The organism is Pseudomonas sp. ATCC 43928, from assembly GCF_005938665.2.
Lineage (GTDB): Bacteria > Pseudomonadota > Gammaproteobacteria > Pseudomonadales > Pseudomonadaceae > Aquipseudomonas.
Map to the genome: position 1 here is coordinate 5,115,073 of NZ_CP041753.1, position 14,659 is coordinate 5,129,731.

Genomic DNA, 14,659 nt, shown 5'->3' on the forward strand with positions numbered 1-14,659 from the left:
AGGAAGGAAAGTGCTGTGAACCCCGTCGATATCCTGCGTTTGTTGTCACTTGCCGCCATTTGGGGGGCGAGCTTTCTGTTCATGCGCATTATCGCCCCAGTGATTGGCACAATCCCCACTGCCTTTTTCCGTGTATCGATTGCCGCTGTCGGGCTGCTGGTGATCGTCGGGCTGCTGCGTATCAGCTGGGATTTCAAAGGCAAACTCAAGACGGTGATGCTGCTCGGAGTGATCAACTCCGGGGTTCCGGCGACGCTCTACTCCGTGGCCGCGCAAGTGCTGCCGGCTGGCTATTCGGCGATTTTCAACGCCACCACGCCCTTGATGGGCGTATTGATCGGCGGGTTGTTCTTCAGTGAAAAACTCACCGGAGCGAAGGTCTGCGGGGTGTTTCTCGGACTGTTTGGCGTCGGCATCCTCACCCGTGCAGGTCCGGTGGCGTTCGATATGCAACTGCTGATGGGCGCACTGGCGTGCCTGATGGCTACCACCTGTTATGGCTTTGCCGGCTTCCTCGCTCGCCGCTGGCTCGACCAGGCCGGCGGCCTCGACAGTCGCCTGTCGGCCCTGGGCAGCATGCTCGGCGCCACCTTGTTTTTGCTGCCGCTGTTCGGCTACAGCGTGATCAGCCAGCCACCGGCAAGCTGGGGCGGCTGGAGTGTCTGGTTGTCGTTGCTGGGATTGGGCTTGGGCTGCACCGCGTTTGCCTACATCGTTTACTTCCGTTTGCTCAGCTCGATCGGCCCGGTGAAGTCGATGACCGTGACCTTCATGATTCCACCGTTCGGGGTGTTGTGGGGCGCACTGTTGCTGGATGAGCCGTTGTCGATGGCGCACCTCTATGGCGGAGTGTTGATTGCGGCGGCGTTGTGGCTGGTGTTGAAGCCGGCCGTGGTGAAGCCGGTTGAGGTGGTTGCCCGATAAAACGCCTTCGCAGGCAAGTCGGATCACTTACAAGGCCCGGAGCTCATGAGCAAGCGCGCATAAAAAAACCGCTCCCAAGGAGCGGTTTTTTCATTCCATGGTCGGCCTCAACCGAACAACCAATACCCCAACAACGTCAACACCACCACCGCCAGCACCGGTCGCAGCACGCGATAGGCCTTGGGGTTGCGGCGCTTCCACTGCTTGACCATACCGCTGAATTTGTCGCTGAAAGTCTTGCTCCAGGCATAAGCCTGGTTAATCCCGCCAACGCGCTCATCGTCAAGGTTCTGCGGCGCAGTAGCACGCCCCAGCCAGCCGCTGATCCAGCGGTTGATGCGGGTCATCAGGCGGTTGCTCAAGGGGCGTTCGATGTCGCAGAACAGGATGACGCGGGTTTGCTCGGTTTCGTTCTTGACCCAGTGCACGTAGGTTTCATCGAACATCACGTCTTCGCCATCACGCCAGGCGTAGACCTGACCGTCGACGAAGATGCGGCAATCATCGGAGTTCGGCGTCGACAACCCCAGGTGATAACGCAGGGAACCGGCGAACGGGTCGCGGTGCGGGTTGAGGTGGCTACCGCCCGGCAACAGCGCAAACATCGCGCCTTTCACATTGGGGATGCGGCTGACCAGCTCGACGGTTTTCGGGCAGAGCAATTCAGCCGATGGCAGCGGTTTGTCGTACCACTTGAGGTAGAAACGCTTCCAGCCCTTCTTGAAGAACGAACCGAAACCGGCGTCGTTGTTCTTTTCGGCGGCGCGAATGTAGCCCTCGTCGAACAGGTGCATGGCTTCGTCGCGGATAACTTCCCAGTTGTCCCTGAGCACGTCGAGCTCCGGGAACTTGCTGCGGTCCAGATAGGGCTTGGACGGCACACCGGAGAACAGGTACATCAAGGCGTTATAGGGCGCGAACAGGGCCGAGTGATTGACGAACTGACGCAGGACCGGCAAACGCGCCTTGCCACGCAAATGCACATAGAGCGTGCTGCCGAGGAACAGCAGCAACACCGACGCCTTCGCGACAAAGGAAAAGCTCATCTACGACTCCTTGAGAATAGGAAACTCCGCACAACGCCTTTTACCCGACGTGGCAGTCGGCCATGATAAACACTACCGGCCTCGGGAAAAACCCGTATTACTCAACATTCAGTGTTAAGGATTGTGCAATAAAGCACTTCTTAACATAGGGTTCCTGAACGGGGGCTGACCTGAATCAACCCCCTGATCGGCTTCAAAACAGCCATAAAATCTTATTGCTGATTTTCCTGTTCGGTAAACAAGTCACTGAACAGCATGCTCGACAGGTAGCGTTCGCCAGAGTCGGGCAGGATCACCACGATGGTCTTGCCCTGCATTTCCGGGGTTTCGGCCAGGCGTACAGCCACCGCCATGGCGGCGCCGCAAGAGATGCCACTCAAAATCCCTTCTTCTTGCATCAGGCGCAGGGCCATCGCCTTGGATTCGTCGTCGCTGACCAATTCCACTCGGTCGACCATCGACAGGTCCAGGTTCTTGGGCACAAAACCAGCGCCGATGCCCTGGATCTTGTGGGGGCTCGGTTTGATCTCTTCCCCAGCGATCGCCTGGGTGATCACCGGGGACACCATTGGCTCCACCGCCACCGAGAGAATCGGTTTGCCCTGGGTATTCTTGATATACCGCGAAACCCCGGTAATGGTTCCACCCGTTCCGACGCCCGCTACCAGCACGTCGACCGCACCGTCGGTGTCGTTCCAGATTTCCGGGCCGGTGGTTTTTTCGTGGATGGCCGGGTTGGCCGGGTTTTCGAACTGCCCCGGCATGAAGTAGGTGGACGGATCACTGGCGAGGATTTCGGCAGCTTTCTCGATCGCGCCTTTCATGCCCTTGGCCGGCTCCGTCAACACCAGTTCGGCGCCAAGGGCCTTGAGCACCTTGCGTCGTTCGATGCTCATGGACGCAGGCATGGTCAACATCAACCGATAACCACGGGCGGCGGCAACGAATGCCAGGCCGATACCGGTATTGCCCGAGGTCGGTTCGATGATGGTCATGCCGGGCTTGAGTTTACCGCTGCTTTCAGCATCCCAGATCATGTTCGCGCCGATTCGGCACTTGACCGAATATCCAGGGTTGCGCCCTTCGATCTTGGCCAGAATGGTGACACCGCGCGGGGCGATACGGTTGATCTGCACCAGCGGCGTATTGCCGATGGAATGGGCGTTGTCAGCATAGATACGGCTCATGGCTGGGTCCTTATACCGCGTTGAATTAGCCCTCCAAGGTATGCCTGTTGCTCGTGGTCGTCCAGTCAGTCGAACGTCCGGCTGCCATAGCAGTCAACCGCTTTACACCGCCAGAGATTTGCCGCCATGAAGCGTCGATACAGTTGGCCCCTGTTGACCCTCGCCGGCCTCCTCATGTTGCTGGTTGCCGTGCATATCGCCCTGCCCTACATCGTGCGTGACTACCTGAACGAGCGATTGGCCAACATGGGCGACTATCGCGGGCAGGTTACCGACGTGGACCTGGCCCTGTGGCGTGGCGCCTACAAAATCAACGGGTTGAAAATCGTCAAGGTCGAAGGCAAGGTCCCGGTGCCATTCGTCAACGCGCCATTGATCGACCTCTCCGTCAGCTGGCACTCACTTTGGTACGACCACGCCGTGGTGGCCAAGGCGCAGTTCGACAAACCCGAGGTGAACTTCGTCGATGGCGGCGCCAACAAGAAAAACTCCCAGACCGGTCAGGGCACCGACTGGCGGGCACAGTTGGAAAAATTGCTGCCGATTACCCTGAACGAAGTGCGGATCAACGATGGCCGGGTCACCTTTCACAACTTCAATTCAAAACCACCCGTGAACCTGAGCGCTACTCAGGTCAATGCCAACATTTACAACCTGACCAACGTAGTCGACACCAAAGGCAAACGCGATGCCCGTTTCGATGGCAAGGCGCTGTTACCGGGGAATGCACCGCTGGAAACAACGGCAACCTTCGATCCGCTGAGCAATTTCGAAGACTTCGAGTTCCGCCTGCGCGCCAGGGACCTTGAACTCAAACGCCTGAACGACTTCGCGTCGGCCTACGGCAAGTTCGACTTCAATGCCGGCCATGGCGACCTGGTCATCGAGGCCAAAGCCAATAAGGGTCAACTCACCGGCTACATCAAGCCACTGTTGCGGGACGTCGAAGTGTTCAATTGGCAACAGGACGTGGAGAACAAAGACAAAGGGATTTTTCGTTCCATTTGGGAAGCACTCGTCGGCGGCACCCAGAATGTATTGAAGAACCAGGCGAAAAACCAATTCGCCACTCGCGTCGAACTCAAGGGCAACGTGCATCAGCGGAATATCAGCGCGTTCGAGGCGTTTTTGCAGATTTTACGCAACGGTTTCATCCAGGCGTTCAATGCCCAGTACGAACGACCCAAACCGGATGCGGGATGAGTCACGAAGTGACGCCCCATTCAGAGACTGAATAACCCGTCTGCGTTCACAGTCGACCGACCTGCGCGTTATAGTCGAGCCTGACCATTTATTGCGCCCCGCCCTGCCTCGCTCAGGTCGGCGTTACCGTTCGAGGATTAGCAGATGAAGTTCGAAGGCACCCAGGCCTACGTCGCCACCGATGACCTGAAGCTGGCGGTCAACGCCGCTATCACCCTGGAGCGGCCACTGCTGGTCAAGGGTGAGCCAGGCACCGGCAAGACCATGCTCGCCGAGCAACTGGCCGAGTCCTTCGGCGCCAAGTTGATTACCTGGCACATCAAGTCCACCACCAAGGCGCATCAAGGCCTGTACGAGTACGACGCGGTCAGCCGTCTGCGGGATTCGCAACTGGGCGTGGACAAGGTCCACGACGTTCGCAACTACCTGAAAAAGGGCAAGCTCTGGGAGGCGTTCGAGTCCGAAGAGCGGGTGATTCTGCTGATCGACGAAATCGACAAGGCCGACATCGAGTTCCCCAACGACTTGCTGCAAGAACTCGACAGGATGGAGTTCTACGTTTACGAGATCGACGAGACCATCAAGGCCAAGAAACGTCCGATCATCATCATTACCTCCAACAATGAAAAAGAACTGCCGGACGCCTTCCTGCGCCGCTGCTTCTTCCATTACATCGCGTTCCCGGATCGCGTGACGCTGCAGAAGATCGTCGACGTGCACTACCCGGACATCAAGAAAGACCTGGTCAGCGAAGCGCTGGACGTGTTCTTCGACGTGCGCAAGGTGCCGGGCCTGAAGAAGAAGCCCTCGACCTCCGAACTGGTGGACTGGCTGAAACTGCTGATGGCCGACAACATCGGCGAAGCGGTATTGCGCGAACGCGATCCGACCAAGGCCATTCCGCCGCTGGCAGGCGCCCTGGTGAAGAACGAACAGGACGTGCAATTGCTTGAACGTCTGGCGTTCATGAGCCGTCGCGGCACTCGCTAAGTACCAATAAGGGCGATCGCCATGCTGCTCAATCTGTTCAACGAAATGCGCGCAGCCAAGGTGCCGGTCTCGGTGCGTGAGCTGCTGGACCTGATCAACGCGCTGAAACAGCGCGTGACCTTCGCCGACATGGACGAGTTCTATTACTTGTCGCGGGCGATCCTGGTGAAGGACGAACGGCATTTCGACAAGTTCGACCGGGCGTTCGGTGCCTACTTCAATGGCCTGGAAAAACTCGACGATCACCTTCAGGCGTTGATCCCCGAAGACTGGCTGCGCAAGGAATTCGAACGCTCCCTGACCGACGAAGAGCGGGCCGCGATCCAGTCCCTCGGCGGCCTGGACAAGCTGATCGAAGAGTTCAAGAAACGCCTGGAAGAACAGAAAGAACGCCATGCCGGCGGCAACAAATGGATCGGCACCGGCGGCACCAGCCCGTTCGGTTCCGGTGGTTTCAACCCGGAAGGCATTCGGGTCGGCGATGCCGGTAAGCGCCAGGGCAAAGCGGTGAAAGTCTGGGATCAGCGCGAGTACAAGAACCTCGACGATTCGGTGGAACTGGGCACGCGCAACATCAAGGTCGCCCTGCGTCGCTTGCGTAAATTCGCCCGTCAGGGCGCGGCGGAAGAACTGGACATCGACGGCACCATCGACCACACCGCGCGCGATGCCGGGTTGTTGAACATCCAGATGCGTCCGGAGCGGCGCAACACCGTCAAGTTGCTGCTGCTGTTCGACATCGGCGGCTCGATGGATGCCCACGTGAAGATCTGCGAAGAGCTGTTCTCGGCCTGCAAGACCGAGTTCAAGCATCTGGAGTACTTCTACTTCCACAACTTCATTTATGAATCGGTGTGGAAGAACAACATGCGCCGCACCTCCGAGCGCACCGCCACCCAGGACTTGCTGCACAAGTACGGCGCCGACTACAAAGTGATCTTCATCGGCGACGCCGCCATGGCGCCCTATGAAATCACCCAGGCCGGCGGCAGCGTCGAGCACTGGAACGAAGAAGCCGGTTACGTGTGGATGCAGCGCTTCAAGGAAAAGTACAAGAAGCTCATCTGGATCAACCCGTACCCGAAAGACACCTGGGGCTACACCTCGTCGACCAACATCGTGCGGGATTTGATCGATGATCAAATGTATCCGCTGACGTTGCGGGGGTTGGAGGAAGGGATGCGGTTTCTTTCCAAGTAGAGCATTGCATCTATGGCGAGGGGGGCTTGTCGGAACGCCCCCTCGCCACAGTTAAAACCGGCGCAAATACTCGACTTGTTCGCGATGCGCGACGTCCTGCACCACCGGTTTCAACCGCACCGTCGCCCCCGGCAGACACTGCGCCAGCCGCGCCAACGCCAACGGTGTCAACGCCCCCAACCGCGGATAACCGCCAATGGTCTGCCGGTCATTGAGCAGCACAATCGGCTGCCCATCCGGCGGCACCTGGACCGCCCCCAGCGGGATGCCTTCGGAAATCATCGGCTTGCCCTGATACTGCAATGCCGCTCCCAACAGACGAATACCCATGCGATCGGCGCGACTGTCGAGGGTCCAGACGCTGTTGAATGCGTCAAACAGACTCTGCCCGCTGAATTCACCGATTTGCGCACCAAGCACCAGGTCCAGCGGCGTATCGAGGTTGAAATCCGGAACGTGCTCGCGAGGCAGTTCCCGTACCAGCAGCGGCGCCTCGGTGGAGTACTTCAACGACGATCCCTTGGCCAACGCCCGGCCCATGCCGTCGAGGCCGCCGAGTTCCTCACGCACCACAGTCGCAGTGCTGCCCAGCACCTTCGGCGCATCAAACCCGCCTGGTGCCGCGAGGTACGCCCGAGCGCCAAGCAACGGTTGCGTGAATTGCAATCGTTGACCTTTGCCCAGTTTGAAACTGCGCCACGGCGCCAAGGGCTGGCCATCAATCTGCGCCCCAAGATCGGCACCAGCCAATGCCAGCAAGCAATCGTCCTCGGCCACCACACTGAACCCGCCGAGGGTAATTTCGATCACCGACGCATCCAGCCCGTTGCCCAACAGCCAATTGGCCCACGACATCGATCGCCAATCCAGTCCGCCGCCCTGGGTCACGCCCAGATGCCGCACACCAAATCGCCCGGCGTCCTGCAACAGGCAAAGCGGTGTACTTGCTTCAATCGTCAGTCGGCTCATGCCAAGGTCTCCAACGGCGTGTCGTCACCGCCCAGGTTGATGAACTCGGCATGACTGACCGCCTCGAAGCGCACCGTGTCGCCCGGTTGCATCAAGCTGTAGCCGTCGCGTTCACGGTCGAACAATTTGGCCGGTGTGCGACCGATCAGGTTCCAGCCGCCGGGGGACACTACCGGATAAGCCGCCGTCTGGCGTTCGGCGATGCCGACACTGCCGGCGGCGACTTTTTTGCGCGGGGTACTCAGACGCGGTGCGGCCAACACGTCTTCCACCAACCCCATGAACGCGAACCCCGGCGCGAAGCCCAACGCGAACACCTGATACTCGTGTTCGCTGTGACGGCGGATCACTTCATTCACCGCCAAGCCGCTACGCTGGGCCAACAGGTTCAACTCCGGCCCAACGCTCAAGTCATACCAGACCGGCAGCACATGGCATTTACCCTTGGCCCGAGCGTTGGGCGTCAGATCGATCAGGGCTTGAGCAATCAACTCCCGGGCCTGGGCCGGGTTCAATGCCATCAGATCGTAATGCACCATCAGCGTCGTGTAGGACGGCACCAGATCGATCAAATGGCTGGCGAATGCTTCTCGCAAACGCTCACTGGCAGCCAGCATCCACGGCATGTTGGCCTCGGCAATTTCATCGAACAGGCGCACCATCAGGCAATCGAGCGCCACCACTTCCACCCGTGGCTTCATGATGCGCTCTGCTGATTCAAGGCCTCGCGAATGCGCCGCACGGCGGCCACCGAACTGGCGTTGTCGCCGTGTACGCACAAGGTATTGGCCTGCAGGTGCAAGGCGCTGCCATCGCTGGCCGTGAGGTTGTCACCGCGGGCAATGATCAGCGCCTGTTCGATGATTTTCTCGGGATCGTGATGCACGGCCCCCGGCAGTTGCCGCGAGACCAGCATTCCGGCGCTGTCGTAAGCGCGATCGGCGAAGGCTTCAAACCACAGGGTCACACCGTATTCGTCACCCAACTGCTGGGCCGCGCTGTTGTCGCGGGTGGCCATCAGCATCAGCGGCAGCGTCCGGTCATAGGCCGCCACGGCCTGGATCACCGCGCGCAATTGCGCCGGGTTGGCCATCATGTCGTTGTACATCGCGCCGTGAGGTTTGACGTAACTCACCCGCCCGCCCTGAGCCCGGCAAATGCCGTCGAGGGCACCGATCTGGTAGTGCAACAGGTCCTGCAGTTCCTGGGCGGTGTACGCCATGGAGCGGCGGCCGAAACCGACCAGATCCTGATAGGCCGGATGCGCGCCGATCTGCACGCCGTTGCTCAGGGCCAGGCTGACGGTCTTGCGCATGATGCTCGGGTCGCCGGCATGGAAACCGCAGGCGATGTTGGCGCAGTCGATGAAGGGCATGACCTCGGCGTCCAGACCCATGGTCCAGTTGCCGAAACTCTCGCCGATGTCGCAGTTCAATAGCAGGCGGTTCACGGTGAACACTCCTGTAGGCTTTTGTCTTTTTAGCTGAAGGGCATCTGCCCCTCAGATTATCAGTTACCGGACATTCGGTTATTCGGCGTCGAGTTGTTTACCACGGGTTTCCGGCAAGCTGAGCGCCGCCAGGATCACCACCCCGTAGGACACCGCCGCGAAAGCCCCGATTCCCACGCTCAATGGCACCTTCTGACTGAGCAAGCCGATCAGCAGCGGAAACAACGCCGCCAGTGCCCGACCGATGTTGTAGCAAAAACCCTGGCCCGAGCCGCGAATCCGCGTTGGAAACAACTCGGTCAGAAACGACCCCATGCCACTGAAAATCCCCGAAGCGAAGAAGCCCAAGGGGAAGCCCAGCCAGAGCATCACGCCGTTGCTGACCGGCAATTGGGTGTACAGCAAAACAATGGTGAACGAGCCGACGGCAAACAGAATGAAGTTCTTTTTACGACCAAGGATGTCAGTCAGATACGCGCTGATTACATAACCGACGTAAGACCCGATGATCACCATCGCCAGATAACCGCCCGTGCCGAGTACGCTCAAGCCCCGCTCGTTCTTCAGAAACGTCGGCAGCCAGGAGGTGATCGCGTAGTAACCGCCGAGGGCGCCGGTGGTCAATATCGAAGCGCGAATCGTGGTGAAGAGGATGCCGGGGGCGAAAATCTCGTAAAACTTCGCCGGGTTGCCTGGCTCTTGCCTGGCTTTGGCTTCGCGGTAGATTTCCGGATCCTTGACCAGGCGACGGACGAAGATCACGAAAATCGCCGGCACGATGCCAAGAATGAACAGCGCACGCCAGGCGTCTTCTGGCGGCAACACCGAGAACAGCAGCGCATACAGAATGGCTGTCAGCCCCCACCCCAACGCCCAACCCGACTGCACCATGCCGACGGCTTTGCCACGGTCCTTGGCGCGAATCACTTCGCCCATCAGCACCGCGCCAGCGGTCCATTCACCACCGAAACCGAAGCCCATCAACGTGCGGCTGATCAACAGTTGCTCGTAGTTCTGGGCGAAGCCGCAGAGGAAAGTGAAGAACGCAAACCACAGCACTGTCAGTTGCAAGGTACGCACCCGACCGATGCGGTCGGAGAGAATCCCCGCCACCCAACCACCAATAGCCGAGGCGATCAGGGTGCTGGTGTGGATCAGCCCGGCCTGGCCGGTGGTGATGCCCCACATGGCAATCAGGGTCGGCACCACGAAGCTGAGCATCTGGGTGTCCATGCCGTCCAGGCCATAGCCGATCTTGCAGCTCCAGAACGTGCGACGCTCCTGTTTGTTGATGTTGCGGTACCAGTCGAAAGGTCCCGGGCGAGCCGTGGTTTTGGGGATGTCGAGGGTGTCGGGCGCACTCATGGCAAAATCTCCGTGCATATTTTATTGGTATTGTTCTGAGCCCCGACGACGCCTATCGTGGGAACCGGATGGCCTGATTTTTGGGCGGGTGGCCCCGCTGCGTCCAACTAATAAAACCCCGCCCTAGACATAAGAAAAACTTTATCCACGAGCTGACCCCATGAACCTGAAGTTTCTCGAGACGTTTGTCTGGGTCGCCCGACTCAAGAGTTTTCGCCTGACGGCGGACAAGCTCTTCACCACCCAGGCGTCGATTTCCAGCCGCATCGCCGTGCTCGAAAGCGAACTTGGGGTGAAGCTGTTTCTGCGCGACTCCCGCGGCGTGAGCCTGACCCCCGAAGGCCTGAAAGTGCTCGAATATGCCGAGCAGATGATGGACACGATGCAGTCGCTCAAGCAGTCGATCGAAACGCGTTCGAGCAAGGCCGGGCGGGTGCGGATCGGCGTCATGGACACGGTGATCCACACCTGGCTCAGCCCGTTGGTGGCACAGATGATGGATCACTATCCGCTGGTGGAAATCGAGCTGGTGGCCGATACCGCGCTCAACCTCTGCGATCAGCTGCAAAAAGGCTTTCTCGATCTGATCCTGCAAACCGACCTGCTGCGCCAGGAAAGCGTGCGCAGCCTGGAGCTGGCCAGTCATCCGATGGGCTGGATCGTGGCCAGCAATTCCATCTACAACCGTGAGTATTCAGGTGTCGCCGACCTGGCACGGGAGCGGATCATCACCTATTCGAAAAACTCCCGTCCGCACCAGGACATCTTGAGCCTGATGCAGGCCAACGGGGTCATGGCGCCACGGCTGAACTGCGTGAACTCGGTGTCGGCGATTACCCGATTGCTGCGGGACGGTTTCGGTATAGGCGCACTGTCGCCCGTGCTGGTGGCCGAGGAATTGGCCCGGGGAGAGTTGACCTTGCTGGCCATCGATCAGCGACCAGCGAATTTGCCGGTGGTGGTGTCGTGGCGGGTGGGTGTGGAGTGGGTCGAAGAAATCGTGGCGCTGTGTCAGCAAGTCGTGGAGTGCTATGCGCAGAAAGTGGGCGAGCACTACATCGTCTTGAGCAAACCGCAGGCCAGAGCCTGAAAGGCATTTTCCGAAGTGTAAATATGAACCACTATCATTTGCATTAATTTTTCAAAACGGTATTCTTTGCGCGCTTTCAGAATCAATTGTCCAGAAGGAGTCGGACCTGATGCGCGATTACACGCAACAACAGCAGCAATTGCTCGCTCACTGGAGCGAAGCTCTCGGTACTCAGGCTTTCCAGTCCCACCGCATCACGCTCGATCATTTGAGCAATGCCCTGGAGCCCGCCGCCCAGCGCTGTTTCCAACGCCTGATCCAGGCGCTGTTCCGTGAAGAGCTGATTGATCCCGACACCTGCGAATACGACGACACTAGCCGCTGCTGGCTGCCGCTTGGCGATGGCGCGCACCTTTGCTTCGAGCATTTGTCCAGCAGCAGAATGAACAGCTGGGACGTACGCGGCAGCATCGTCCTGCACACCCCCGACAAACTGCCGCACAAAATCCAGTTGCCCAGCGAACTGCTCGCTCACCTCAGCACTCAGCTCAATCCGCCAGCCTCCCCGCAGGTACTGGAACGTCTGGCCCGGGAGCTGGATGACAGCTTCAGCAACGACACCCTGTGCCTGGCGTTTCACCACGGATGGACCGAGCGCCTGAGAGAGCAGATCGACACCGGATACGATGACAATCTGCTCGCCTGGCTCAAAGCCAGCTCCTGCCACCAGAACCCTACGTCGCTGCTCGAACAGTGGGGGACTCTCGGCCATCCGTGGCACCCGAACTACAAGACCAAACTGGGCTTGAGCGCCGCTCAGGTCATCGCTTTCTCGCCAGAATTCGAAGCGAGTTTTCCGATCGTGCTGTGCGCCCTGCACCGCCAGTACGCACATGTTGAAGCGCTGGCTGGCACCACGGACTACTGGGATTGGTGGCAAGGTCACTTCCCACAGGCCGCCGAGCAATTGCAACGCCATTTGCAGCAGCTGGGCCTGGACGCAAAGGACTACCTCCCGCTGCCGTCGCACCCATGGCAAGCCCATGAAGAGCTGCCACATTCGTTTGCCAACGAGATCGCCGACAACCTGCTGATCGTCACTGACATCGTGGCGTTTACCGGCCACCCGACCATGTCCTTCCGCACGGTCCTGCCGCAGGCCAGTCGCACGGCACCGATGGTCAAACTGCCGGTGGCTTTGCGCCTGACCAGCGTGCAGCGCACCGTGTCGCCGCGCTCGGCCCGGATGGGTCCGCGCATCAGCCAACTGGTATTGGATATCCTCGATCAGGAACCGCAGATTCAGCGCCTGCTGAACATCGTTCCAGAGCGCATCGGCGTGCATTACGCACCACTGCCGGCCGATGACGAACGCTCCCGGCATGCTGGCGTACTGTATCGCGACAACCCGCTGACCCTGCTGCAAGCAGGCGAGTTGGCGGTGCCGGTCGGCAGCCTGTTCGCCGTCAACGAATTCGAACAACCGTTGCTGCGTGATTGGGTCAGACTGGCTCAAGGCCGGGACGACAGCGAGGCCATGCTGACGTTCTTCGATGATTACCTGTCGATTGCCGTACCAAGTCTGCTGGGCATCTATCTGATGTACGGCGTGGCGTTCGAAGCGCACCAGCAAAACAGTTTCATGGTGATGGGCGCTGACGGGCAGCTGAATCGGCTGCTGTTGCGTGATTTCGGCGACGTTCGTATCGATCGCAAAACCCTGCACGCCAAGGGTCTGGATATCCAGCTGCACGATCCGAAAATGACCCTGTATGACGACGCAGGGTTTGTCCGCGACAAACTCCTGCACACCACCTTCATGTGCCACCTCGGTGAGCTGACGTTGCTTTGTGCCCGCCACTGGAATGTGCCGGAAAATATCCTGTGGGAGCGATTGGCAGCGCGCGTTGCACAGTGCTTCGAGACCTTGCGCGAGCGCGTTGAACCGGCACGCTGGGAAAGCGAACGCCAGGCCTTGCTGGAACAGGATTGGCCCGCCAAATCGTTCATGCGCATGCGCTTGCTCGACAGTCATGCCGACATCGTCGGACGCCTGAGTAACCCGCTGCGACCCAACACCCATGCTCGCTGACGGTCGCGCCTTGCGACTGCTGATCGTCATCCAGTTTGTCTCCATGGGCGCCATGGAGATGAGCGGCCCGTTCTGGCCCTTGCAGATCCAGCATCTGCTCGGGCCCGAAGGCGCCGGCTACACCGCGCTGTTATCGGCGATGGTCTATGCCGGCCCGATGCTGGCGGCCATGTTGCTGACCCCCCTGTGGGGTCGGCTGGGGGATCGCACCGGGCACAAACCGATGATTGTTCGGGCGTTGCTGGCCCTCGCGTTGTGCCAAGGCTTGGCAGCCATCACCCCCGACCCGTGGCTGCTGGTGGGTATTCGCGTGATGCAAGGCGCGTTGGCCGGTTTTCTCGCGGCCGCGCAAGCCTATGCCTTGGCCTGCTGCGACGGTGCCAGACGGGGTCACACCCTGGCCCGCCTGCAATCGGCAACCGCCGTCGGCTCGTTGATCGGCCCGGTGCTGGGTGGCTGGCTGATGGACGTCTCGGGGTTTGCCTTGCTGTGTTATGGCGCGACGGCGATTTGCCTGCTGTGCGCACTGGGGAGTTTTTTCCTGCCGGCCGACAAGGCGCGAACCGCGAAGAAAAAACCTGTTGAGCCGGTGGCCCTGCCCAAAGGCTGGCTCAGTGGAATCCTGTTGGTGATCGTGTTGATTCAGGCGGCGAAGATGATGCCGCAGTCGTTCTACGCCCTATATGTCGCGAACATTCTGCATGCCCCAAGCTGGCTGATCGGCGCCACCTACGCGGCGAGCGCCGCGACCCTGGCCATTTCCGCCCCGCTGTGGGGACGCCTGTTCGACCGCTGGCAGCCGGCCTACACCCTGCGCGTCATCGAAGGCGTGGCCTGGTTATGTGCCCTGACGCTGGCGGCCACGGCATTGGCCAATGAATGGCTGGGCTTTCTCGTCAGCCGACTCGTCTGGGGCATCTGGCAAGGCGCCCTGCTGCCCGTCGCCTATGCCCTGATCGCCAACACCGTTTCCATCACCCAGCAGGGCTTCGCGCTCGGCCTCGGTAACAGTGCGGCAAAGGCTGGTGCTCTGCTCGGTGTCGTCCTTGGCGGTATCGGCATGGGCCTGGTGGGCCTGGCCCACAGTTTCTGGCTGGTGGCGCTGACCTATGCCATAGCCGCCATCGGCATCCGCTGGGTGCGGTCGTTCAACGCTACGCCTGACCGCTCGACCTTATCGCCCCACACTTATCACAACTAAAA

General features: G+C 59.8%; 13 protein-coding genes. 7 read left to right on the top strand and 6 right to left on the bottom strand.

The window, feature by feature from the left end:
* Positions 1 to 15: 15 nt before the first annotated feature.
* Positions 16 to 924, top strand: a complete 909-nt coding sequence (locus FFH90_RS23285) for a DMT family transporter (RefSeq protein ID WP_018926741.1) — start codon at positions 16 to 18, stop codon at positions 922 to 924.
* A 107-nt stretch (positions 925 to 1,031) separates the two neighbouring features.
* Here FFH90_RS23285 and FFH90_RS23290 read toward each other — a convergent pair whose 3' ends face one another.
* Both FFH90_RS23290 and cysK read right to left on the bottom strand, forming a co-directional pair.
* On the bottom strand, positions 1,032 to 1,970 hold the full coding sequence (locus tag FFH90_RS23290; RefSeq protein ID WP_018926742.1) for an aspartyl/asparaginyl beta-hydroxylase domain-containing protein: 939 nt from the start codon (positions 1,968 to 1,970) through the stop codon (positions 1,032 to 1,034).
* Positions 1,971 to 2,182: 212 nt separating this feature from the next.
* A complete protein-coding gene (gene cysK, locus FFH90_RS23295; protein WP_018926743.1) occupies positions 2,183 to 3,157 on the bottom strand; it encodes a cysteine synthase A in 975 nt (324 codons plus the stop codon).
* Between the two features lie 126 nt (positions 3,158 to 3,283).
* Here cysK and FFH90_RS23300 point away from each other — a divergent pair, with 126 nt between their 5' ends.
* From FFH90_RS23300 to FFH90_RS23310, 3 genes are all read left to right on the top strand, one after another.
* Positions 3,284 to 4,360 (top strand): DUF748 domain-containing protein, encoded by a 1,077-nt coding sequence (locus tag FFH90_RS23300; RefSeq protein ID WP_111454871.1) that lies wholly within the window; start codon positions 3,284 to 3,286, stop codon positions 4,358 to 4,360.
* 144 nt (positions 4,361 to 4,504) lie between these two features.
* Positions 4,505 to 5,350 (top strand): MoxR family ATPase, encoded by an 846-nt coding sequence (locus tag FFH90_RS23305; RefSeq protein ID WP_018926745.1) that lies wholly within the window; start codon positions 4,505 to 4,507, stop codon positions 5,348 to 5,350.
* A 21-nt stretch (positions 5,351 to 5,371) separates the two neighbouring features.
* Positions 5,372 to 6,550, top strand: coding sequence for a VWA domain-containing protein (locus FFH90_RS23310; protein WP_007934103.1), 1,179 nt, complete (start codon positions 5,372 to 5,374; stop codon positions 6,548 to 6,550).
* A 51-nt stretch (positions 6,551 to 6,601) separates the two neighbouring features.
* Here the strand turns inward: FFH90_RS23310 and FFH90_RS23315 are convergent, their stop codons facing one another.
* From FFH90_RS23315 to FFH90_RS23330, 4 genes are all read right to left on the bottom strand, one after another.
* On the bottom strand, positions 6,602 to 7,519 hold the full coding sequence (locus FFH90_RS23315) for a biotin-dependent carboxyltransferase family protein (RefSeq protein ID WP_138866155.1): 918 nt from the start codon (positions 7,517 to 7,519) through the stop codon (positions 6,602 to 6,604).
* Entirely contained in the window at positions 7,516 to 8,220 is a 705-nt protein-coding gene (gene pxpB / locus FFH90_RS23320) for a 5-oxoprolinase subunit PxpB (protein ID WP_138866156.1), read from the bottom strand. Before pxpB ends, FFH90_RS23315 begins: the two co-directional genes overlap by 4 nt.
* Complete coding sequence (locus tag FFH90_RS23325) at positions 8,217 to 8,969, bottom strand: 5-oxoprolinase subunit PxpA (RefSeq protein ID WP_064619663.1); 753 nt, start codon at positions 8,967 to 8,969, stop codon at positions 8,217 to 8,219. The genes pxpB and FFH90_RS23325 overlap by 4 nt, the downstream gene beginning before the upstream one ends.
* Positions 8,970 to 9,047: 78 nt before the next feature.
* Positions 9,048 to 10,334: an MFS transporter gene (locus tag FFH90_RS23330; protein ID WP_138866157.1), complete on the bottom strand. Its 1,287-nt coding sequence runs from the start codon at positions 10,332 to 10,334 to the stop codon at positions 9,048 to 9,050.
* A gap of 160 nt (positions 10,335 to 10,494) precedes the next feature.
* Between FFH90_RS23330 and FFH90_RS23335 the strand changes: the two genes are divergently transcribed.
* From FFH90_RS23335 to FFH90_RS23345, 3 genes are all read left to right on the top strand, one after another.
* Positions 10,495 to 11,424 (top strand): LysR family transcriptional regulator, encoded by a 930-nt coding sequence (locus FFH90_RS23335; protein WP_086944846.1) that lies wholly within the window; start codon positions 10,495 to 10,497, stop codon positions 11,422 to 11,424.
* A gap of 109 nt (positions 11,425 to 11,533) precedes the next feature.
* A complete protein-coding gene (locus FFH90_RS23340) occupies positions 11,534 to 13,456 on the top strand; it encodes an IucA/IucC family siderophore biosynthesis protein (protein ID WP_138866158.1) in 1,923 nt (640 codons plus the stop codon).
* Complete coding sequence (locus FFH90_RS23345; RefSeq protein ID WP_138866159.1) at positions 13,446 to 14,657, top strand: MFS transporter; 1,212 nt, start codon at positions 13,446 to 13,448, stop codon at positions 14,655 to 14,657. The genes FFH90_RS23340 and FFH90_RS23345 overlap by 11 nt, the downstream gene beginning before the upstream one ends.
* Positions 14,658 to 14,659: the final 2 nt, after the last annotated feature.

Excerpts from the sequence above, each read along its gene's own strand:
- FFH90_RS23315 (WP_138866155.1), bottom strand. The coding sequence starts at position 7,519 with ATGAGCCGACTGACGATTGAAGCAAGTACACCGCTTTGCCTGTTGCAG.
- FFH90_RS23310 (WP_007934103.1), top strand. The coding sequence starts at position 5,372 with ATGCTGCTCAATCTGTTCAACGAAATGCGCGCAGCCAAGGTGCCGGTC.
- FFH90_RS23330 (WP_138866157.1), bottom strand. The coding sequence starts at position 10,334 with ATGAGTGCGCCCGACACCCTCGACATCCCCAAAACCACGGCTCGCCCG.
- FFH90_RS23345 (WP_138866159.1), top strand. The coding sequence starts at position 13,446 with ATGCTCGCTGACGGTCGCGCCTTGCGACTGCTGATCGTCATCCAGTTT.
- FFH90_RS23300 (WP_111454871.1), top strand. The coding sequence starts at position 3,284 with ATGAAGCGTCGATACAGTTGGCCCCTGTTGACCCTCGCCGGCCTCCTC.
- cysK (WP_018926743.1), bottom strand. The coding sequence starts at position 3,157 with ATGAGCCGTATCTATGCTGACAACGCCCATTCCATCGGCAATACGCCG.
- FFH90_RS23335 (WP_086944846.1), top strand. The coding sequence starts at position 10,495 with ATGAACCTGAAGTTTCTCGAGACGTTTGTCTGGGTCGCCCGACTCAAG.
- FFH90_RS23305 (WP_018926745.1), top strand. The coding sequence starts at position 4,505 with ATGAAGTTCGAAGGCACCCAGGCCTACGTCGCCACCGATGACCTGAAG.
- pxpB (WP_138866156.1), bottom strand. The coding sequence starts at position 8,220 with ATGAAGCCACGGGTGGAAGTGGTGGCGCTCGATTGCCTGATGGTGCGC.
- FFH90_RS23290 (WP_018926742.1), bottom strand. The coding sequence starts at position 1,970 with ATGAGCTTTTCCTTTGTCGCGAAGGCGTCGGTGTTGCTGCTGTTCCTC.
- FFH90_RS23340 (WP_138866158.1), top strand. The coding sequence starts at position 11,534 with ATGCGCGATTACACGCAACAACAGCAGCAATTGCTCGCTCACTGGAGC.